This is a genomic window from Hungatella sp. SB206 (assembly GCF_051132295.1).
Taxonomy (GTDB): Bacteria; Bacillota; Clostridia; order Lachnospirales; family Lachnospiraceae; genus Hungatella; species Hungatella effluvii.
In genome coordinates, this window is record NZ_CP096603.1 from 80,682 (window position 1) to 100,924 (window position 20,243).

General features: G+C 48.9%; 22 protein-coding genes. 18 read left to right on the forward strand and 4 right to left on the reverse strand.

The window, feature by feature from the left end:
• The first annotated feature begins 16 nt into the window (after positions 1–16).
• The 9 genes from M1L66_RS00395 to M1L66_RS00435 are packed head-to-tail and all read left to right on the forward strand — an operon-like array spanning position 17 to position 7,638.
• On the forward strand, positions 17–1,306 hold the full coding sequence (locus tag M1L66_RS00395; RefSeq protein WP_187023489.1) for a 2-hydroxycarboxylate transporter family protein: 1,290 nt from the start codon (positions 17–19) through the stop codon (positions 1,304–1,306).
• A 25-nt stretch (positions 1,307–1,331) separates the two neighbouring features.
• Positions 1,332–2,090 carry a DUF362 domain-containing protein gene (locus M1L66_RS00400; RefSeq protein ID WP_187023490.1) on the forward strand — a complete coding sequence of 253 codons (759 nt, stop codon included), beginning with the start codon at positions 1,332–1,334 and terminating at the stop codon, positions 2,088–2,090.
• A complete protein-coding gene (locus tag M1L66_RS00405) occupies positions 2,087–2,716 on the forward strand; it encodes a hypothetical protein (RefSeq protein ID WP_187023491.1) in 630 nt (209 codons plus the stop codon). The genes M1L66_RS00400 and M1L66_RS00405 overlap by 4 nt, the downstream gene beginning before the upstream one ends.
• A 15-nt stretch (positions 2,717–2,731) precedes the next feature.
• A complete protein-coding gene (locus tag M1L66_RS00410) occupies positions 2,732–3,286 on the forward strand; it encodes a 2-oxoacid:acceptor oxidoreductase family protein (RefSeq protein WP_187023492.1) in 555 nt (184 codons plus the stop codon).
• A complete protein-coding gene (locus tag M1L66_RS00415) occupies positions 3,267–3,545 on the forward strand; it encodes a 4Fe-4S binding protein (RefSeq protein ID WP_055658384.1) in 279 nt (92 codons plus the stop codon). Before M1L66_RS00410 ends, M1L66_RS00415 begins: the two co-directional genes overlap by 20 nt.
• The gene (gene porA / locus M1L66_RS00420; RefSeq protein ID WP_187023493.1) at positions 3,546–4,745 is read left to right on the forward strand and encodes a pyruvate ferredoxin oxidoreductase; all 1,200 of its coding nucleotides are present in this window, start codon (positions 3,546–3,548) and stop codon (positions 4,743–4,745) included.
• On the forward strand, positions 4,738–5,607 hold the full coding sequence (locus M1L66_RS00425) for a thiamine pyrophosphate-dependent enzyme (protein WP_434690155.1): 870 nt from the start codon (positions 4,738–4,740) through the stop codon (positions 5,605–5,607). Before porA ends, M1L66_RS00425 begins: the two co-directional genes overlap by 8 nt.
• Positions 5,608–5,621: 14 nt before the next feature.
• Positions 5,622–6,743 carry a butyrate kinase gene (gene buk / locus M1L66_RS00430; protein WP_187023495.1) on the forward strand — a complete coding sequence of 374 codons (1,122 nt, stop codon included), beginning with the start codon at positions 5,622–5,624 and terminating at the stop codon, positions 6,741–6,743.
• A complete protein-coding gene (locus tag M1L66_RS00435) occupies positions 6,715–7,638 on the forward strand; it encodes a bifunctional enoyl-CoA hydratase/phosphate acetyltransferase (protein WP_243270403.1) in 924 nt (307 codons plus the stop codon). The genes buk and M1L66_RS00435 overlap by 29 nt, the downstream gene beginning before the upstream one ends.
• Before the next feature lie 86 nt (positions 7,639–7,724).
• On the opposite strand, the gene M1L66_RS00440 is transcribed toward M1L66_RS00435, so the two are convergent.
• A complete protein-coding gene (locus M1L66_RS00440) occupies positions 7,725–8,570 on the reverse strand; it encodes an AraC family transcriptional regulator (protein ID WP_187023496.1) in 846 nt (281 codons plus the stop codon).
• Positions 8,571–8,805: 235 nt separating this feature from the next.
• Between M1L66_RS00440 and M1L66_RS00445 the strand changes: the two genes are divergently transcribed.
• Entirely contained in the window at positions 8,806–9,588 is a 783-nt protein-coding gene (locus tag M1L66_RS00445) for a DUF6612 family protein (protein ID WP_187023497.1), read from the forward strand.
• 58 nt (positions 9,589–9,646) lie between these two features.
• On the opposite strand, the gene M1L66_RS00450 is transcribed toward M1L66_RS00445, so the two are convergent.
• The gene (locus M1L66_RS00450) at positions 9,647–10,576 is read right to left on the reverse strand and encodes a hypothetical protein (RefSeq protein WP_434690159.1); all 930 of its coding nucleotides are present in this window, start codon (positions 10,574–10,576) and stop codon (positions 9,647–9,649) included.
• 12 nt (positions 10,577–10,588) lie between these two features.
• Complete coding sequence (locus M1L66_RS00455) at positions 10,589–10,855, reverse strand: hypothetical protein (protein WP_002605495.1); 267 nt, start codon at positions 10,853–10,855, stop codon at positions 10,589–10,591.
• A 194-nt stretch (positions 10,856–11,049) separates the two neighbouring features.
• Here M1L66_RS00455 and M1L66_RS00460 point away from each other — a divergent pair, with 194 nt between their 5' ends.
• Entirely contained in the window at positions 11,050–12,141 is a 1,092-nt protein-coding gene (locus M1L66_RS00460; RefSeq protein WP_187023499.1) for a hypothetical protein, read from the forward strand.
• Between the two features lie 98 nt (positions 12,142–12,239).
• Here M1L66_RS00460 and M1L66_RS00465 read toward each other — a convergent pair whose 3' ends face one another.
• Complete coding sequence (locus M1L66_RS00465; RefSeq protein ID WP_434690163.1) at positions 12,240–12,938, reverse strand: phosphatase; 699 nt, start codon at positions 12,936–12,938, stop codon at positions 12,240–12,242.
• Between the two features lie 312 nt (positions 12,939–13,250).
• On the opposite strand from M1L66_RS00465, the gene udp reads away from it, so the two are divergent.
• From udp to M1L66_RS00500, 7 genes are all read left to right on the forward strand, one after another.
• Positions 13,251–14,054, forward strand: a complete 804-nt coding sequence (gene udp / locus M1L66_RS00470; RefSeq protein WP_434690166.1) for a uridine phosphorylase — start codon at positions 13,251–13,253, stop codon at positions 14,052–14,054.
• Positions 14,051–15,466, forward strand: coding sequence for an ABC transporter substrate-binding protein (locus M1L66_RS00475; protein WP_434690167.1), 1,416 nt, complete (start codon positions 14,051–14,053; stop codon positions 15,464–15,466). The genes udp and M1L66_RS00475 overlap by 4 nt, the downstream gene beginning before the upstream one ends.
• Positions 15,467–15,544: 78 nt before the next feature.
• Positions 15,545–16,417: a carbohydrate ABC transporter permease gene (locus M1L66_RS00480; RefSeq protein WP_002605500.1), complete on the forward strand. Its 873-nt coding sequence runs from the start codon at positions 15,545–15,547 to the stop codon at positions 16,415–16,417.
• Positions 16,418–16,429: 12 nt separating this feature from the next.
• A complete protein-coding gene (locus M1L66_RS00485) occupies positions 16,430–17,275 on the forward strand; it encodes a carbohydrate ABC transporter permease (protein WP_187023503.1) in 846 nt (281 codons plus the stop codon).
• Positions 17,276–17,277: 2 nt separating this feature from the next.
• Positions 17,278–18,387, forward strand: coding sequence for an ABC transporter ATP-binding protein (locus tag M1L66_RS00490; protein WP_434690171.1), 1,110 nt, complete (start codon positions 17,278–17,280; stop codon positions 18,385–18,387).
• Positions 18,384–19,130 (forward strand): glycerophosphodiester phosphodiesterase, encoded by a 747-nt coding sequence (locus M1L66_RS00495; protein WP_434690174.1) that lies wholly within the window; start codon positions 18,384–18,386, stop codon positions 19,128–19,130. The genes M1L66_RS00490 and M1L66_RS00495 overlap by 4 nt, the downstream gene beginning before the upstream one ends.
• 62 nt (positions 19,131–19,192) lie before the next feature.
• Positions 19,193–20,200, forward strand: coding sequence for a LacI family DNA-binding transcriptional regulator (locus M1L66_RS00500; protein WP_110323542.1), 1,008 nt, complete (start codon positions 19,193–19,195; stop codon positions 20,198–20,200).
• Positions 20,201–20,243: the final 43 nt, after the last annotated feature.

The window sequence follows — 20,243 nt, forward strand, 5'->3', positions numbered from 1 at the left end:
AGAAAGGAAGGTTCGTATGAAATTGAAAAATTTAGGGTGGCTGGCGTTTGTAATCGGCCTTGTAACCGTAATTCCATTAACGCTGACGGAAAAGCTGCCCGGCGATCTTATGGGGTGTTTCGCATTGATGTTTGTTCTCGGTATCGTTTTTGGCGAAATTGGGGACAGAGTAAAGTTTATCCACGACTGGATGGGTGGGGGCCCAATCCTGTGCGTATTTGGACCGGCTTTACTGATGTATTTCGGGATTCTTCCCGCAGGGCTTAAGGATATTATGAAGAACTTCATGGATAACATTAATTTCTTTGCATTCTTCATTTCCATCATGATCGCGGGGGCGATCCTATCCCTGTCGAGAAAAATTATTATCAAGTCCACATTAAAGTTTTTACCGGCCATTTTAGGCGGTCTTTTGATGTCGTGTTTTCTGGCATTTCTGGTGGGAGCAGTCACCGGTTACGGTGGAAAGAACGCTTTGTTTAATCTGGCAATACCGATCATGGGCGGAGGTGTGGGAGCTGGCGCACTGCCGCTTTCACAGATATATTCCGGCCACTTTGGGGGAGAGTCGGAAACCATTCTTTCGGTATTAATGCCGGCGGTAGTACTTGGTAATGTGGCTTCAATCATTCTGGGGGGAATATTAAACCGTGTAGGAAAAAAGAAGCCCACACTGACGGGAAACGGCCAGATTCTTAAAATTGCGGATCCGGAGCTGGCGAGAGAACTGGAGGAAGAAGATAAAGAGATCAACGGAGCGCCAATTACCTATGAAGGTCTGGGAGCAGGATTCTACGTCGCCATGATTGCTTATATGGCGGCTCTCATCGTTAACAAGTTTGTCTACAGCGGGCTTCATACATACGTTTACTTAATTATCATTCTAACCCTGGTCAAGGCATTTGGCCTTCTTCCCAAGCACCTTGAAGTCGGTACGATCCAGTGGTCCAGAACGTGGACAAAGAATCTGCTCTATGCGGCGTTGATTCCAATTGGAATATCCAATATTGATATCGGTAAAACCATTGAAGCGCTGACGAATCCCATCTATCTGGTTCTGGTCCTCGTGATTGTTATCGGCGCGGCCATTGGTGCAGGACTTGTTGGTCATTTTATGGGGCTCTATGAGGTAGAGGCAGCCATTGCAGCGGGACTTTGCATGTCAAATATGGCCCAGACCGGTGATCTGGCTACCCTGGCGGCGGCAGATCGCATGGAACTGCTTCCATATTCCTCTTATTCGTCCAGAATCGGAGGTTCTGTCGTGCTGGTGCTGGCAGGAATTCTGCTGAATTTTATTCATTAATAAAGAGTACAGGAGGAATTGATTCATGTATATCAATCAGGAAAAATGTGTGGGATGTGGTAAGTGTGTGCCATACTGTCCCAGAGATGCGATACGGATTGAGATGAGGAAGGCGGTTATCGATTTAGACGCATGTGTGGAATGTGGTGTCTGCCTTAAAAATACCGGGTGTCCTCGGGATGCCATTTATAACATTCATCTGGAAGCGCCCAGAGCGTACCGAAAGGCATTTTCGGATCCATTTGGAAAACATGAGAATACCGCCCTCAAACATGCGGGAAGAGGGACGGAGGAAGTAAAGACCAACGATGTGACAGGCGTAGTACATAGCCTTGATATGATTACTTTTGCGGTGGAGCTGGGACGCCCGGGCGTCGGATCGACGTTCCGTGATCTGCAGACAATCCTGCAGGCAGCAGCCCCTTATGCAGAAAAGTTTGAGGTTAATAATCCGGTCACTTCGCTGATTATAGACAAGGAAAAGGGAATTATCGAACCGTCTGTGCTGGATGAGATTGTAATGAGCGCTATCGTAGAGTTTTCCTGCAGACTGGAGAATGCAGACTCGGTGCTTCGGGCGCTTAAGGAGGCATCACATCACATTGATACGGTATTCAGTCTCTGTATTATCTGCCGCGTAGATGAGAGGGACGATTCCCTTCCGGTCATGGATATTATAAAAGAACTGAATCTGGACCTTCATGCGGCATCGGCTAAGACGAATCTCGGACTGGGAAGGCCGCGCTACGAAGACAGGATTAAGGAAGGGGGTGCCGCGTTATGACACATACGCTTCACAGAGTAAAGACCCGCTCCGGGCAGACGGACGATTATGTGGTATTAATCATGCCGGCACGCGGAATTAATAATCAGAACAGTGTTGAGATATTTAAGAAATACCTGGATCTTATGGCTCAATTTGATCCGGTTAATATGGGGGCCATCGGCTGCGGTAACTTTGCAACGCATACTTTGGAGGAGATAAAGGCGAACCTAAAGCCGGAGGTTCCCATGGTTCACGGAGTATTTGATACCAGGGACAAGCTGATTGAAGTCATGAAGGCTCTAAAGGAGGCCGATTACGGATATTCCGTTGTCGTTTCAGGACTGGTGGACGATGTGGACTGCTGTGCAAAAGCGGCTGGTATTAACCGTCATTCTGTGGATATTTCCCTTGGAATCTGGGGGAATGTGGATAAACTTCCTGAGACTCAGATTCTGGAGATCACCACCATGTGCGGCCATGCCATGATATCGGCTGGCCTGGTCACAAAGATGGTGGAAGATATAAAAGCTGGCAGAAGGACTGCAAAGGATGCTGCGAATGAGTTATCGAAGCCCTGTGCCTGTGGTATCTTTAACCCGCATAAGGCTGAACGTCTGCTTTTAGAGCTTGCAGAAAAATTATAGGACGGAGGGGGATACGTGATTAAACTCAAGTTTTTTGGCCTGGGAGGCCAGGGAATTGTGACTGCAGCGAAGACTCTGTCTGAGGCGGTTTCCATCTATGAAGAGGAGTATGCGATAACTGTTCCGGCCTATGGACATGAACGGCGCGGAGCGCCAGTCAATACCAGCATTATGATAGACAGCAAACCGGTTCTGTTAAACTGTTTTGTCTATGAACCAGAGATTGTCCTTGTTTCTGACGCGAGCTTTCTGACGCGGGAAATAGATATTGGAGCAGGTATTTCTGGAAATGCGGTTCTGGTACTCAACACAGGAGACGAGGGTATCGCAGGACAGTTTAAGGAAAAGTTCGGATTCAAAGAGGTCTATTATGCGGATGCCACGCGTATTGCAGTAAAGAATATAAAGAGAAACATCCCCAACAGCGCCATGCTGGGTGTTTTGGCGAGGACCGGAATCGTAAAAATAGAATCCGTGATGGCGGCCGTTAAATCTGTCTTTGGAACAAAGGCGGGCAGTGCAAATGCGGATGCGGCAAAGGAGGCTTACGATGAAACTGGAAAGATTTAGAGCTGAAGGGCCGATTGCCACCGTATTTGGGGCGGTGAATACAGGTTCCTGGCGTCAGGAGTATCCGACGGTGGATTACGAGGCCTGCATTAAGTGCGGTACCTGCCAGAGATATTGCCCTGTTGACGCCATAACAATTCGGGCAGATCAGGAAGAATGTGTGGTATTTGCCTGGGATTTCTGTAAGGGCTGCGGAATCTGTGCCAATGAATGCCCGAAAACATGTATTAAAATGGTGCCCGTGGGAGGTGAGAGATAGATGGCTCAGTATAAAATGTTGGATGGCAACGCGGCTGCGGTACAGGCTGTAAGCATGGCCGGAGTAAAAGTAGTTTCCGCATATCCGATCACACCTCAGAGCCCCATTGCGGAAAAGCTGTCAGATTTGATTGCACAGGGAACGCTGGATGCAAAATACATCCGTGTAGAATCGGAGCATTCTGCCTTAAGCTGCGCCCTGGGAGCCCAGCTCACCGGAGTCAGGGCGGCTACAGCGACAGCATCGGTGGGTCTCGCGCTCATGCATGAAATCTGCAACGCGGTATCCGGTATGCGTGTTCCTATGGTTATGCCGGTGGTGAACAGGGCTCTGGCGTCGCCATGGAGTCTCTGGTGCGACCACCAGGACAGCATGGCGGAACGAGACAGTGGCTGGCTTCAGTTTTATTGTGAAAATGTGCAGGAGATTTATGATCTGCTGCTGATGGCATACCGAATTGCGGAACACGAGAAGGTTCTGCTTCCGGCGATGGTATGTTTTGATGGCTTTTTCCTGTCTCATTCCATGCAGAAGGTGCTGGTTCCGGAGCAGGAAGAGGTGACAGAATTTATCGGACCGTACCAGAAAAAGAATTTCTGGCTGGATCCAGCCGATCCGGTATTTATCAATGATCTTATCTCTCTGGAAGAGTTTACGGAGATGAAGTATCAGATGATGAAGGGATTTGAGGCTGCGGAAGAAGTATTCGGAAAGACGGCGGAAGAGTTTGAAGCCAGATTTGGACGAAAGCTTCAGATGCTGGAGGGATATCGGACAGAGGACGCCGAAACAATTCTGGTAGGTATGGGTTCCATGATGGGAACTATGAAGTACTTTGTCAATGGACAGCGGGAAAAAGGTGAGAAAGTCGGGGCGGTAAAGGTAACGTGTTTCCGGCCATTCCCGGCAAAGCAGATGAAGATACTGACACAGAATGCGAAACGGATTGCCGTGTTTGACAGAAGCGCCGGTCTGGGCGCCATGGGCGGACCTCTCTTCCAGGAGACGGTGGGCGCCGTGGGCGAAGGCTGTATAGTGAAGGATTACATAGGCGGGCTGGGCGGCAGAGATGTAAATCCGGCAACAATACAGCGTATGTATGACGATATTCTGCATGCAGAAGCCGCTTCAAATATTCCGGTGTGGATTGATATAAAGGAGAATCCAATGGATATCAGGGAGGTGCTCAGATATGTATAAGATCGAAACAGAAGCGAAGGGCCTTGTATCCCATGGAGTAAATGCATGTGCCGGCTGCGGCTTAGAGCTTGTTTTCCGGAATGTTGTCCAGACTTTAGGAGAGGACACGGTCGTCATTATTCCGCCGGGCTGTGCAGCGCTTTTCAGCGGTATTGACAATGTAACAAATATGAAAATCGCCGGTTACCAATGCAACCTGGAAAATACAGCTGCGTCGGCCGCAGGGGTGCGGGCCGGACTCGACGCGCAGGGAAATACTCATACGACGGTACTGGCCTTTGCCGGAGACGGCGCTACCGCAGATATTGGTCTTCAGTCGCTGTCGGGAATCATGGAGCGCGGCGACCGGGTGCTCTACGTCTGCTATGATAATGAAGCCTATATGAACACGGGGATACAGGGGTCCAGCGCCACGCCATACGGTGCTAATACGACTACGACTCCTGCAGGTAAACCCACATATAAGAAAGATTTGCTGAAGATTGCGATTGCCCACCACATTCCGTATGCAGCTGCATGTTCCGCTGCAAATCTGCCGGACCTGATGAAAAAAGTAAAGAAGGCCAAAGATGTGGATGGCCCGGCGTTACTGCATGTACATACGCCATGCCCCACCGGCTGGGCATACCCGCCTGCAAAATCCATCGAGGTATGCCGAACGGCGATCGAAACCGGGGCCTGGGTTCTGTATGAATACGAAAATGGCCGGATCACAGTGAACAGAAAGGTAAAGGAATTAAGGCCAATCCGGGATTACTTATCACTCCAGGGGCGTTTTAAGAAGATGACAGAGGGGGATATGGAAGTTTTACAGAAAGAGACGGCTGCCAGATACAGAGAGCTCCTTGCGTCAGAAGGCTGAATGGAGGAGGAGAGATGGAGAAGGATTATCGCATTCTTATTACAAATGGGGGCTCTACCTCTACTAAGATTGCCGTACGTGAGAATCATGAAGTACTTTTGTCGGTATCCGTTAAGCATACGACTAAAGAGCTGGAGCAGTATCAGACCATCTGGGATCAGTATGATTACAGAAAACAGGCTGTTTTAAAAGTGCTTGAGGAAGCCGATATCAAATTGGATTCTCTGGATGCCCTGGTGACGCGTGGAGGTAATATGCGGGCCGTGGAAGGGGGGATCTATGAGATCGGAGAACAGATGCTCGGGGATATGAAAAGTGGTCTCTATGGCTCTCATCCATGTTCGGTCTGCAATCAGATTGCCTATGATATGGGAAAAGAATTGGGAATTCCGGCCCTGGTTGTGGATCCGCCCATGACGGATGAACTGTGCAGTGAAGCCAGGTTTTCTGGCAGCGCTGCCATTCAGCGGATATCCAGCTTCCATGCGCTGAACCAAAAGGCGACAGCGCGGAAGATCTGTGCGAAAATGGGGAAAGCCTATGAAGATACGGATATGATTGTCGTTCATCTGGGCGGAGGCATATCGGTAGGTGCTCATAAAAAAGGCCGCGTGATCGATGTCAACAATGCCCTGGATGGCGATGGCCCATTCTCACCGGAAAGATCTGGCGATTTGCCGGTAGGGGCTCTGATCCGGCTTTGCTATTCCGGACAGTACACCTGTCAGGAGATGCTGCGTCAGATCAACGGGCGCGGCGGTCTCGTCAGTTACTTGGGAACCGCGGATTGCTTAGAGGTGGAACAGCGAATCAAAGAGGGGGATGAGCTGGCTGAAGCCGTCTACAGGGCCATGGCGTATCAGGTAGCAAAAGCGATCGGAGGAGCGGCCGCGGTTCTGTGCGGCCGAGTGGAGGCTATTGCATTTACCGGCAGTCTGGCATTTTCAGAGTGTTTTACCGGACTGATAAAAGAAAGAATTGGGTTTATTGCACCGGTCTATCTTTATCCGGGCGAAAATGAGATGGAGGCGCTGGGAGATGGTTGTCTCCGGTACTTAACCGGCAGGGAAGCGAAAAAGGTATATCCATATACAGATCGGGAGGCAGATGATGATAAAACGGATCAGAGAGATTGAACAGTATTTAGACAGAGAAAATCCGAAAGTGATCGGAGTAGCCGCGGCTGAAGATCAGGATATCATGGAACTTGTAAAAGAGATGGGAAAACGCCGCATTGCCCGGTTTGTATTGGTAGGAGACGGCGGCAAAATCACAGAGCTTCTGGAGGAAAACGGCATTTCAGAAGACACAGCAATAGTAGTAAACTGTCAGGATCACGGTGAGGCGGCCAGAACCGTTGTGAGCCTGGCGAGATCCGGTGAGTGTGACCTTATTATGAAAGGGAACCTTCATACATCAGTATTTTTAAAAGCTGTACTGGATAAGGAAAATGGATTGAACACCGGAAAGCTGCTGTCACAAATTACAGTATACGATAAACTCGATGGGGATGGAATTCAGTTAATGACAGACTGCGCCATGGCTATAGAGCCTGGCCTGGAAGACAAGAAGGCGATCATAGAAAATGCAGTGGAACTAATGCGCCGGCTGGGATATGACTGTCCCAGAGTAGCACTGATATCAGCCCTGGAAGTGGTAAATCCCAAAATCCCGGATACAATGGAGGCCGCGATACTGAGCAAAATGTGTGACAGGGGCCAGATAAAAAACTGTATTGTCGATGGTCCTCTGGCGTTGGACAATGCCGTATCAGAAGAGGCGGCTCGTCACAAAAATATTACAAGTCCCGTAGCGGGACACGCGGACATTCTGGTGTTTCCTAATTTACAGGTGGCAAACTGTGTCTTTAAAACGCTTATTTTCTTCGCAAAAATGGACACCGCCGCAGTCATCATGGGAACAAAAGCACCTGTAGTCATGACCTCGAGAACAGACACCGTAGAAAACAAAATGATGTCAATTATGTTTTCCATCTATCTGTCAGGAAAGCCGGATGTCAGTCATTCATAAAAGTATCTTACCGCTTTTCTGACAAAACCAGAATACAGCGCCAGCTCGCCCGTGACCAACCGGGCGAATCGGCGCTGTGTTTCCATCTATTGATGCACTGCATTCTGCTTCCTGTACTGATTCGGACTTATCCCCGTAAACTTCTTAAATATCTGAGAAAAATACGACTGCGAGGCAAATCCCGTGCTGGCTGCGATTTCGGCAATTGAATAATCCGTCTGTGTGAGCAGATCCTTGCTTATCTGGAGACGGCGCTGGATCAGATAGGTGATGGGCGACATTCCCAGATACTTGGAAAAGGTGTGTGATAAGTAAAACTTGTTGATATGGGTGGCATCTGCCAGAGAATCCAGGGTAATCGGCTGTGCGTAATTTGCATCCAGATACCGTTTGGCGCTGGCGCATTCCTTGGGCATGCGGGAGGCATCTGTGGAGATGATGCCGAACTGGTCATTTCTCGTAATGTAGATGAGAATAACTTCCAGAAGGTCGTGGCATACCTGTTCGTAACCGTTCTTTTTTTCCTTGATCTCACGAAGCATCAGCTGGGAAAAGTTCAGCAGGTTCTTTTTTTCGGCGGAATAGTTATAGTAACCATAGTTTTCCGGGACATCCGGAGTGCCGAAAGAGAAGGTCAGGCCTTCAACGCCGAATACGATATACTCTAACGGTTTGGAATCCATGGACTTCTCCGTGTGTTCCACATTGGGATTGACGATGACCATATCATTTTCCTTAACCGTGATCAGCCGGTCTTCCACCAGGAATTTTCCCAGGCCGCTGATGACATAGAACAGCTCGGTAAAATGATGGGTATGGGGAAGACTCTGCCAGTCGCCTTCGTATTTGGAGGTAGAGGCGTACAGGAGATGGAAATTCAGTTTTTGGAGTGTTTCAAGATTTTTATCAAAATTCAATCGTTCGTTACTCATAGGACTACCTCTTTAATTGATACTGTCTATTATAGGCGATTTGGCCATGAAAGGAAAGCTTTTTATTATTATTGAAGCAAGATATATAAAAAGTTAGAATCCTATGGGGGACCATGCCGGTGAATGCCCTTTCTTCCACTTATTGTCAGCTTTATTTAAGAATATAGTTCTGGTATTGGTAAGATGTATATAGTATACTGTATTGTATTACATTTCTTATTATAAGGAGGAAACTATGAAAAAATATTTTGCACTTCTTTTGAGCGCGGCCATGGTATTATCCCTGGCAGGTTGCGGCGGCGGAAAAGACGCCAGGACGATTTATGATGAAGCTTCTAAGAAGACTTCGGAACTGCAGGAAATGGATATCGAGACAACGGCTGCCATGACGATGACTCAGGGGGATCAGACCATCGACTTATCGACAACCATGGATATTCAGATGACAGGCGCGAATACGGATGATATGAAGTATCTGGCAGCCGGAAAGACCACGATGGCGGGTCAGGACATTGATATGAAGATGTACTATGAGGGCGGCTATTACTACATGGAGACTATGGGACAGAAGATCAAGTACGCCATGGATTTAAACCAGCTTATGGAGCAGGTAAAGCAGAGCACGGAAGGCGCCAATATGGAATCTTCTTATATGAAAGAAATCAAGGCGAAGAAGGACGGAGATAACCAGGTTCTTACATTTACGGCTGATGCGGAAAAGATGGACTCTTACGTACAGGATATCATGGGCAGTATGAGCGGAGCGATTGCCGGAGCAGAAGATATTGCTTATAAGATCAAATCGGCCAGCGGGGAAGCGGTTGTGAATAAAGACGGCTATTTCTCAAGCATGAATATCAAGATGAGTATGGATATGACGGTTCAGGGAGAGACAGTTGGCGTGGAGATGGATACCAATGCCGTTTATCATAATCCGGGCCAGGCGGTTACATTGACTGCGCCGGATTTGGAAGGCTATCAGGAAATCGATCCTGCGGCTTTGGGAACCCAGCAGTAAGCAGACAGCGCTGCACATTCTTATGAGAAGAATGTGCAGCGCTGTTTTAGTCATGATTTTATTCTGGAAGAACGATGGAATCGTCATTGGAGCGTTCGAGAGTTGCATTGCTGTACTGCGTGATGGTCTTGACTGTCTCGCCGTCGATTTCCTGTCCATAATCGTAAGAGAGGCGGTATTCGATCGTCAGCAGGCGTCCCGATGAATCGATGACGGCTTTCAGTGTCTCAGCGGTATAATTCCGGTCGATGGCCCCGGCACCGGTCTCCTCCAGTTCCTTCTGCTTTGCCTCCAGAGAACTTCTTTCATACTGCTTTAAGTCATCTTTAGCCAGTTCCCGCTGATACCAGTCCATCGCTTCGTCGTACATGACCTTAGAGGGAAGAGAAGATTCCTTAAGCTGTTCAGGGCTGCGGCTAAGCGAAATCGTGGTCCAGCCGCCATCCTTATCGATGGAAGCTTCTGCGAAGTCTTCCGGAGCGATGCGGTGCCCGTATATCCACAGGCGCTTTTTATAGTCTTCATTTCCGGAAGGGCTGCCGGTGGTGTCGTAAACCCAGCCTTTCTCCAGCAGTCCGGGATGACTGCCCGTATCACTGCCGGCGTCTGAGGGGATGTGGTACTCGTCTTTCTCTTTGTCAAATATCCGGTAATAGTGATCGCCGCCAAGAAGCTCATGCTCTACGGTCAGAGTGGAGCTCTTGTCACTGGAGGAGGTGGTAATATAGTAGTCACGGCCGCCGTCCACGGAGACGCAGATATACGTAGTCTTCTGGACGTCATAGCTTTTCTCATCGAAAAGTGCACCTCTGGAGATCGTAAATTCATAGCGGTCCAGGGCCAGATCGTGTTCAATCGCGGCATTGATGGCGTCTGCCGCTTCCTGCAGTTCGTGTTCACTGGTTTTCCCGAAACAGCCGGAGACCATCAGGGAAGCGGCGGCCAGAGCGGCGGCCGGAACCAAAAGCCATTTACTTTTCCGTAACATCGTAATCCCTCTTTATTCTTCGATGACCTGGATTTCCAGAAAATCGAAATCAATGTGTTCGATAAAGTTGTCCTGATAAAAACGCGCCTTGTCATGAACCTTAAACTCGTGAATGGTGGCGTCCAGCCAGATCGGCTTCCCCAAATCAAATTCATAGCAGATATCATCAAGAGCCTGGAATACCATGGCGGTTCTGGACATCGAGTAATCGGAGATGCAGATAACGGTATCCCGGACGAGTCTCGTATCTTTTATAATCTTTCCCCACATGCGAAACATAGAATCTTCCTCCTCCCGTATATCTGTGGTTTTTATAAAAAGTGTATGCAGTTGATTATATCATCCTGGCGGGAAGCAGTGCAAGGGAAAAAACTTGAGATTAAAAATTTGTAAAAATGAATAGAATATGATAGAATCAAGTTAGCGTTTTTTGTGGAATAAAATCGGATAAAACCGAAGGAGGACGACGACGAATGGCACAACCGATAACAGACCAGGTCGGATTCCTGTCAGAGGCATGCAGAGCCGTACAGGAGCTGTCTGCGAGCAAAAATTCACTGGATAAAATACGCCTGGATGAGAAGCGTCTGGAGAAAGAACTGGAGGCGGAAAAGAAGGCAGTGACGGATGCGATCAGTCTGACTGTGAAGAAGCGTATGGAAGAAATTAACGGTTCCTACGACAAGGAGATAGCAAAAGGACAGGACCGGTTAAAACGGGTTCGGAGCAAACGGGAGAAGGCGAAGAGCCAGGGCGTAAAGGAACGGATTGAGGAAGAGACGAAGGAACTGCGGGATGACAACCGGGAACTGAAGCTGCAGATGAAGACGGCGTTCCAGCAGAACCGTGTGCCGCGTTTCTGTAAATCCACATGGTACTATTCCCTGTATTTTACCAGAGGATTCTCAGAATTTCTGATTTTACTGGTGACGATTCTGATTTGCTTTCTTGCGGTTCCGTGGGGAATCTACATGCTGCTTCCGCAGAAGTCCAACTACTATCTGGCGGGGATCTATTTCGTGGTTGTCGTTGTCTTCGGAGGACTCTATATTCTGATTAATAATAAGACAAAGGTGCGTCATCAGGAGACGCTTAAGCAGGGACGGAAAATCCGCGATTTAATGAGGACGAACGATAAGAAGATTCGCGTCATTACCAGCGCGATCCGGCGCGACCGGGACGAGGCTGTGTATGATCTGGAAAAGTATGACGATGAGATCGCTCAGATCGAGCAGGACCTGGCGGATATCACAAGCAAGAAGAAAGAGGCGTTAAATACATTTGAGAAGGTGACGAAGACCATCATTTCCGATGAGATTGCCGGTGGAAGCAGGGAGAAGATCGAACGGCTGGAGGCTGATCTGCGCCGTACTTCGGATGAGGCCAAGGAAGCCGAGGTGAAAGTGAAGGAGCAGACGCTCTTTATCACGGATAATTATGAATCCTATATCGGAACGGAATTCATGGTGCCTGAGAAGCTGGATGAGCTGGCTGATTTTATACGGCTGGGGAAAGCCGCTACGATCAGTGAGGCGGAAGCGCTTTATAAGAGTGTAAAGGGATAACGAATATATAATAAGAGAAAGACGCGGTGCGGAACTTCTATTGCAGCAGATAGAAGTTCTGCACTGCGTCTTTCTTATTGCTGCTTTTTCACTTCCGGCTACGGCAGACGCCTCTGAAGCAGATCCCAGTCCGAGTTTACAATCAGTTTCTCCGGAAAGGAGATGCTTTTTAACATCTTTAAGGCCGCGTCGTGGCTGCCAACTGCATATTTGGAGTGGGCGTCGGAGCTGACCAGTACGGAGACGCCGTATTCCATGCAGAGCCGGGCGACGGTTTTGCAGTTCTTATCGCTTCCGGGGCGGACTATGAAGGAGTTGGAGTTGATCTCGATTAACTTTTCCTCATGGGCGCATGCCTTGATGACGGCCTCATAGTCGCATTGAAAGACCGGATTCCCGATGTGCCCCAGACAGTCCACATCGGGATTTTCCAAGATCTCGATGAGCCCCCGCGTGTGATCCGCCGGTGAGGCGGGGGCAATAGCCTCCGCGTGATAGGAAGCAATGACAATATCCAGATTCTTTAAAATGGATTCAGGCAGGTCCAGCTGTCCGTCATACGACTTGATATTCACTTCGGCGCCCTTGTAAAAACGAATACCGTAAAGCTCGTCCGGAAGGTTTCGTAAACACAGGAAGTGAAGTTCCATGGCGCCGTCCAACATCCCGGGACCGTGATTGGTAATGCCAAAGGCTTTAAAACCTTTAAACTTTGCGGCCAATGCCATCTCATCCAGAGTGCTGTAGGCGTGCTGGCTGACGCTGGTATGCATATGTAAATCCGCGATTGTTTTCAAATACACCCCTCTTTTCTTCTTATATAATTTTGTGGTAAGATAAACTTATTATAATGTTTAGTAAACAAAAAATCAATACAATCTGAAAAAAATACGAAAATACTAAAAAATAATATAAACTTTACAAAACATTTACTTATAATTTTATTGACAAAAATAGTCAACATGCTATAATCTAACTATAAAACATCAATAAATACGATGAAAAAAGTGATTTAGCACAAACTGGTACTAGGAAACTAATAGAAATGGAATAGAGAAAAGTTTACTAAACGGAAGAAAAAGCAAAGACAAAGGCAAAAGGAGGAAACAATGGGAAGCGTATATGCAGAAGGGCAGGAGTATCACCTGCAGATCAAGGAGGGAGATATCGGCCGGTATGTAATACTGACCGGTGATCCGGGAAGATGTGAAACCATTGCAGGGCTGCTTGACCGTCCGGAGAAAAGGGCGGCAAACCGGGAGTATGTTACTTATACCGGATATTTAAATGGGGAGAAGGTCAGCGTGGTGTCCACCGGAATCGGCGGGCCGTCGGCGGCCATAGCCCTGGAGGAGCTGGCGCACTGCGGGGCCAGTACCTTTATCCGTGTTGGAACCTCGGGAGGTATGCAGCCGGAAGTGCTGGGGGGAGATGCGGTGATCGCCACAGGAGCTGTGCGCATGGAAGGCACGAGCAGGGAGTACGCCCCCATCGAATATCCGGCAGTTGCGGATTATCAGGTGGTTATGGCTCTTAAGGAAGCGGCAGATGCGGCCGGACAGCGCTGCCATCTGGGCGTCGTGCAGTGTAAGGATTCCTTTTACGGTCAGCATGATCCGGATACTATGCCGGTAGCAGATGCGTTAAATTCAAAATGGAAGGCCTGGGTCCGGTGCGGCGCGCTGGCAAGCGAGATGGAGTCCGCGGCGCTGTTTACGGTCGGGCAGGTCCGCAGGCTTCGCATGGGTACGGTGCTCCTCGTCATAGGAAACCAGACAAGGCGGGAGATGGGACTTGAGGATATCCAGTGCCATGACACCGGAAAAGTGGCAGAACTGGCCGTGGAGGCCATGAAGCGGTTAATAGAGCACGATAAAACCAATCAGAAAAATTATGGAGGGAAAACATTATGAAGAAAAAAGGCAGAGCATTGACGGCAGTATTGCTGGGACTTACCATGGTGATGAGCCTGGCTGGATGCGGTCAGAAGAAGGAGAACACAGCCGATACGGCAGCGGCGGGCAGCGAGGCGGCTAAGACGGAGGAAAGTACGGGAGAAAAGAGCACGTCTGCGGCGATGGAGACAATTACCTTAAAGCTGGGCTTTAACGGAGATTTCCTCACAATGCCGGAAGCGGTACTGGGAGCCGCGGAGAATTTAAATAAGAAGTACGAGCAGGAAGGAAAGAATATCCGGATCGAGTTTGAGACGGATTATCAGACCATCGACAACAGTGAATACCATAACAACATCGTGTTTGCACATAAGAGCGGGGACGCACCGGATATCTTCATCTGTGACGCCGATGTGGCCGGATTCGTAAAGGCCGGATGTGTTCTGGATATCACGGATGTGATGAGTGATGCATTCGTAGACGGCGTATTCACACCGACTATGGTGGATGGAAAGGCGTACGCCATGCCTTTCGATCTGCCGCTTCGTGTAATCTATTACTCCAACAAGGACCTGGCGGATATCGGATGGAGCCAGGACGAAATCGACGCGTTGCCGGAAAAGATCCGGGACGGGGAATTTACTCTGGAACAGTTTATGGATCTCTGCAGTGAAGTGATAGAAAAAGGCGGAGCGAAGTACGGTCTGGTTCACAGACCAGGAGCCGGCAATGACTTTTTCGATATGTTAAACGCGTTTGGCGGTCAGTATTACGATGAAAACGGCAGCCTGGTGTTTGACGAGGCCGGAATAACGAGATTTTTTGAGAGCATCTACGAAAATGCCAACACGACGAAGATCACACCTCCCAACTTAAACCAGCTGGGTTGGGATACAATCAATAAGATGGTAGGTACGGGAGAAGCCTTCGCCTACTACGGTCCGATGTTCTCCGCGACGTATGTGGCGCAGGCGGCAGGACTGGAGACGGAAGAGTTTGCGAAGAATGAGACGTTTGTGCTATTCCCGAAATCCGAATATACGGATGCCCCATTTGCAACGGTAGCGCCTCAGATGATGGCGATCAGCGCCGATACAAAATATCCGGATGTCTGTAAGGATATTTTCCGCGAACTGGCCGGCGATTCCAACTCTCTGTTAGCAAAACATGCAGGCACCATCTACACGCTGTCCTGTATCAAAGAAGCCAATAAGAACCCGGAAGTGACGGAGAATCCGATCCTTAAGAATGTAACTTACATGGCAGATTACGCAAGGTCCGTTCCGGCAATCAACAATTTATCTTCCTTAAAGAGCGAGATGTTCACACAGATTGTCTCCCTCGAACTGGGACAGACGACTCCGGAACAGGCGGTTGCCGACTTGAAGACTCAGATCGAACTGAATGTTGACAATGTAATTTTCAAATAAAAACAGTAAGGTTTGCCGCTGCTGCGCCAGGGGGTGTGAAAGATCCCGGCGCAGCAGCATTTAGGAAGGCGGTTCCTCATGAAAAATAAAAATGGACAGGCATATATGTTTTTAACGCCTTTTTTGATTTTGGTGACGATTTTCTATGTGATCCCGGCCGTACTGACTGTGGTGATGTCATTTACGAATCTCGATTCCTCGTTTGTGTGGGAATTTAACCATTTCAAAAATTTTATTAAGATATTTAAAGATCCAAATACGCTGGTCATTGTAAGAAATACCCTGATCTTTGTCGGGGTGGCGATTGTGGCGACGGTTTTCTTAAATCTCCTGTTCGCCGTGCTCACTACATATTTCGTTAAGACAGAGCGGTACTCCAGCATATTTAAGGCGATTCTGATGATCCCCATGATCACACCGGCTGTTGTGTATTCCGTACTCTGGATCTGGCTGTTGGAAGCCGGCGAGGGAGGAATGGTCAACCGGGTCTATTTATCCTTTGTGGACTCCCAGCCGATTAACTGGATTGCCAAGTATCCGATGCAGATCGTCCTCTGCGCGACGATTCTCGTCAATATTGCGTATGGAACCATTATATTTTCCAGCGCGATCAAGAGCATTCCGGAAAACCAGTTTAAGGCGGCTCATGTGGATGGGGCGGGAGAATGGGAGATTATCAAAAGCATTATCATCCCCAATATCCGCTACCACATCCAGTTTATCGCCCTGTGGGAGGCGCTGGGGCTTCTCACGAACTACGTGACGATTCTCCTCATCACCAACGGCGGACCGGGAATCCAGACCGAGGTCTGGTCGCTGTCAGCCTACCATAAGGCGTTTAACGACCAGCAGTATGGATACGGCGCGGCTATTTCCCTGATGCTGATCCTGGTGGTACTGGTTCTTATGATCCTGATGAACAAAGTCATGCAGAAGCAGAATGAAAGATAGGGGGGAGAACGAATGGCAAAGGTTACGTTAAGCAAGACGGAGAAAAAGAAACAGAATATCGCGATAGCGGTACTGGTTCTGCTCTGTGCACCGATCCTGTATCTGTATATCAGCTTCTTCAGTCTTGCGTTTTTTAATGCGGATGGCGCGTTTACATTAAGCAATTTTGATTTCCTGTATAAGCCCATGAAGCTTAAGCAGACAACGATTCAGCCCATTGGAAAATCATTTGTAAATACGGTTTATTTTACAATTATAGTCACTCTGAGTGAAGTGGTCATCAGCTGTCTGGCCGGGTATGCGCTGTCGAGACTTCAGTTCCGGGGAAGGAAGACGATTCAGTATTCACTTCTGATTCTGAGGATGTTCCCAAACCTGCTCTTACTCATTGCCGTGCTCTATGTTCTGATCGCACTGCATATCGTCAATACCATGGTGGGCGTCATTCTGGTCGCCATCGCATTTCGGATTCCGGGGTCCACCTTTATTATTAAAAACTTTTTTGATGGGATACCCAGGGATATCGAGAATTCCACGCTGGTGGACGGATGCAGCAGGCTGAGCGGTTTCTTCCAGGTTATTATCTATCTGGTTAAGCCAGGCATCGCCTCGATCTCGATTTTCTCATTCCTCAGCGCATGGTCCAACTATATTTTGTTTAACACGCTGATTTTCAATTCCAAGACGCCGGTTATCGCCACGTACCTCCATTCCCTGTCGCGGAGTGAGCAGATGATCGCGGATTACGGTGTATTTGCGGCAATGGCAATCGTATATATGCTGCCGGTATTCGTATTTTTCGTTATATCTCAGAAACAGTTGATGGAAGGCAATATCGGAGGCGGAAAGGGAGTATAATTATGATTTCAATCAATAAACTGCGTAAGGAATTTGACCAGGGCGTCGTGGCGCTGGACAGTATCGATCTGGAGATCCGGGACACAGAATTTGTCGCGCTGCTGGGGCCGTCGGGCTGCGGGAAATCCACAACCTTAAACTGCATCGCCGGACTTTTGGATGTGACCAGCGGGCAGGTGATGTTTGATGATGCGGATGTGACGAACAAGGCGCCAAAGGACCGGAATATCGGTATGGTATTCCAGACTTATGCCCTGTATCCCCATTTAAAGGTAATTGATAACATTGCATTCCCCTTAAAGCAAAAGGGAGTATCGAAGGAAGAACGCCATAAAAAGGCGAGGGAAATGGCGGTAAAGCTTCAGATTGAGCATCTTCTGGACCGGAAGCCGACCCAGCTCTCCGGCGGCCAGCAGCAGAGAGTGGCCATGTGCCGCGCCCTCGTGAAGGAACCGAAGATCCTGCTTTTAGATGAGCCGATGTCTAACCTGGATGCCCGATTAAAGATCGAGATCCGCGAAGTAATTAAGAAGATTCAGCAGGAGTTAAAGGTTACATCAATCATCGTGACCCATGATCAGGAAGAGGCCATGGCGATTGCGGACAAAATTACCATTCTTGACAACGGAAGAATCCAGCAGTACGATACTCCTGAGATGCTTTATCAGTATCCGGCCAACTTATTTGTGGCTAATTTTATGGGGAATCCGCCCATGAATTTTATCGATGCCAAGCTGGAGACTGCCGGGGAAAAGCTTATGTTTACCATTGGGGAGTCTTCCGGGGAGGTATCCGGGCAGCTTCTCGAAAAGCTGAGACCCCACACCGGCAGGCCGGTTAAGCTGGGAGTTCGTTCCCATCAGATCAAGGTAGGGGCGGAGCCGGCAGCCAATACCTTGCCGATGGAGGTCCAGATGGTGGAGAACTTAGGCAAGGAACTGCTCTTAAGCGGGGATGTCCACGGCTGTCATGTGCGGGTATCCGTGGATGATACGTCTGCCTTCGGGCGAATGAAGGCACTGGTGGGCGACGGTGAAAAACGTGTATATCTGCGGTTTGCGGATTTTATAAATGTGTTTGACTCTGAGACGAAGGTGAACCTTGTATTATGAGAGAACTATTAGAACATGCGGACCGGGTGCTGATTGGCGGGCACAGAGGCAGTGCCTGCCGTTACCCGGAAAATTCCATAGAAGCCATGGAGCACGGCCTGCTGTCGGGCGCGGATTACCTGGAAATTGATATTCAGCTGACAAAGGACGGTGTGCCCGTGGTCTATCACGATACCGCTCTGGAGAAACGGACCGCTTTGCACGGATACGTCCACGAGCATACGCTGGACAGGCTGCGGGAGAACTGCCCCGGCCTCTGCACCTTTGAGGAGGCCATGAGATGGGGCAGCGAAAGAGAAGCGTGGTTCGCGCTGGAGATTAAGACAGTTCCCCTGGATATGCAGGAAGTAAACTTCCGTCTGCTGGAGGCCATGGTACCTGTTCTGGAGAAAACAGGCATGAAGAAGCGAGTATTCGTATTCGGTCCGGATTATCAGGTCCTTAAACGGATGAAGCAGCTGGATCCGGAGGTGGAGATCGGCCTGATCGTTCCCTTTATCCCGGAGGACCCTGTGGAGCTTATGAAGTCCATGGATGCGATGGTCTATTTAACGTATATCTATAATATAACACCGGACATGATAGACGGACTCAAGGCACATGGATATTATGTGAGCGGCGCTATATTAAGGGAAGAAAAATGGATGGAACGTGCATACGCATGCGGCGTAACCATGTTTGAAGCCGATTATCCGGAAACGGCGCGCAGACTGGGAAGTGAAGGACCGGAGGAAATCGCGTGATTGACGTATAGTGATGATTCTGCTATGATAAAAAATAGTTAAAACAGGTGAAGGAAGGGGTGATGTGTGTGGCAACATTATTGGATATTGCGGAGAAGGCCGGCGTGGCCAAGTCTACGGTTTCCAGAGCGCTGAGGGAAGATCCGACGCTTTCTATTACAGAGGAGACGAAGGAAAAGATCTTTTCCGTAGCGGAAGAACTCCAGTATAAGATGAAACAGGAGAAGAAATTAAAACGATGCCGGAACATTGCGATCGTTCATAAGGACACACATTTCATGAACCAGATTGATAACGCGTTCTATTTTTCGATCAGGAGTGCCGTCGAGGAAACGTGCTATCAGAAGAATATTGGGTTTACATTTGTCCCTTATTCCTTCCTGGATTCGTTTGACCGACAGATCGACGGAGCGCTGGTCGTGGGGAATTTCGACCGGAAAGAGGTGGATACAATCTGTGCCGCGGTGAGGACCGGCTGTATGGTGTTTGTGGGCAAGGTGAATTACTACCCGGACCGCATGGACTGGATCTCTTACAGTATTAAGGACTGTGTTTATAAGGCCATGGGGCATCTGGCAGCCATGGGACTTAAGGATATTGCCTATATCGGCGGGTATGACAGCGAGGATACACCGGAGGAGTTCAGCAAGTTTTCTTATTTTAAGAAGTTCATGGCCGAGCAGAAGCAGCTTCATTTTGCCGGTTCCATGGTCGGGGAACACGGCGTGGAGAGTGGTTACCAGATGATGAAACGCTGGCTTGGCGAGAAGAAGGCGGTTCCGGATGCATTTTTCGTATCCAATGATCCGATTGCTATCGGAGTGATCAAGGCGCTGAATGAGGAAGGAATCTCCGTGCCGGACAGCGTATCGGTGATTTCCATAAACGGGGACAGCTCCGGCGAATTTTCGTTCCCGGCCCTGACCACGGTCGATGTCCACACGGATGCCATGGGGCGGGAAGCGGTGGAGATTCTGGAGGAACGGATCGAAGGAAGGCGGAAGCTGATTAAAAAGGTGGAATACCAGGTGACGCTGGTGACGCGTGGAAGCGTGGGGAAAATAGAGTAAGAGAGTAATTAATATTAGCAAAACAACGCAGGATATCGGTTCG

Bases quoted from the DNA above. Each gene is read 5' to 3' on its own strand.
- M1L66_RS00395 (WP_187023489.1), top strand. From the start codon at position 17: ATGAAATTGAAAAATTTAGGGTGGCTGGCGTTTGTAATCGGCCTTGTA.
- M1L66_RS00400 (WP_187023490.1), top strand. From the start codon at position 1,332: ATGTATATCAATCAGGAAAAATGTGTGGGATGTGGTAAGTGTGTGCCA.
- M1L66_RS00405 (WP_187023491.1), top strand. From the start codon at position 2,087: ATGACACATACGCTTCACAGAGTAAAGACCCGCTCCGGGCAGACGGAC.
- M1L66_RS00415 (WP_055658384.1), top strand. From the start codon at position 3,267: ATGAAACTGGAAAGATTTAGAGCTGAAGGGCCGATTGCCACCGTATTT.
- porA (WP_187023493.1), top strand. From the start codon at position 3,546: ATGGCTCAGTATAAAATGTTGGATGGCAACGCGGCTGCGGTACAGGCT.
- M1L66_RS00425 (WP_434690155.1), top strand. From the start codon at position 4,738: ATGTATAAGATCGAAACAGAAGCGAAGGGCCTTGTATCCCATGGAGTA.
- buk (WP_187023495.1), top strand. From the start codon at position 5,622: ATGGAGAAGGATTATCGCATTCTTATTACAAATGGGGGCTCTACCTCT.
- M1L66_RS00435 (WP_243270403.1), top strand. From the start codon at position 6,715: ATGATGATAAAACGGATCAGAGAGATTGAACAGTATTTAGACAGAGAA.
- M1L66_RS00440 (WP_187023496.1), bottom strand. From the start codon at position 8,570: ATGAGTAACGAACGATTGAATTTTGATAAAAATCTTGAAACACTCCAA.
- M1L66_RS00445 (WP_187023497.1), top strand. From the start codon at position 8,806: ATGAAAAAATATTTTGCACTTCTTTTGAGCGCGGCCATGGTATTATCC.
- M1L66_RS00450 (WP_434690159.1), bottom strand. From the start codon at position 10,576: ATGTTACGGAAAAGTAAATGGCTTTTGGTTCCGGCCGCCGCTCTGGCC.
- M1L66_RS00455 (WP_002605495.1), bottom strand. From the start codon at position 10,855: ATGTTTCGCATGTGGGGAAAGATTATAAAAGATACGAGACTCGTCCGG.
- M1L66_RS00460 (WP_187023499.1), top strand. From the start codon at position 11,050: ATGGCACAACCGATAACAGACCAGGTCGGATTCCTGTCAGAGGCATGC.
- udp (WP_434690166.1), top strand. From the start codon at position 13,251: ATGGGAAGCGTATATGCAGAAGGGCAGGAGTATCACCTGCAGATCAAG.
- M1L66_RS00475 (WP_434690167.1), top strand. From the start codon at position 14,051: ATGAAGAAAAAAGGCAGAGCATTGACGGCAGTATTGCTGGGACTTACC.
- M1L66_RS00480 (WP_002605500.1), top strand. From the start codon at position 15,545: ATGAAAAATAAAAATGGACAGGCATATATGTTTTTAACGCCTTTTTTG.
- M1L66_RS00485 (WP_187023503.1), top strand. From the start codon at position 16,430: ATGGCAAAGGTTACGTTAAGCAAGACGGAGAAAAAGAAACAGAATATC.
- M1L66_RS00490 (WP_434690171.1), top strand. From the start codon at position 17,278: ATGATTTCAATCAATAAACTGCGTAAGGAATTTGACCAGGGCGTCGTG.
- M1L66_RS00495 (WP_434690174.1), top strand. From the start codon at position 18,384: ATGAGAGAACTATTAGAACATGCGGACCGGGTGCTGATTGGCGGGCAC.
- M1L66_RS00500 (WP_110323542.1), top strand. From the start codon at position 19,193: ATGTGTGTGGCAACATTATTGGATATTGCGGAGAAGGCCGGCGTGGCC.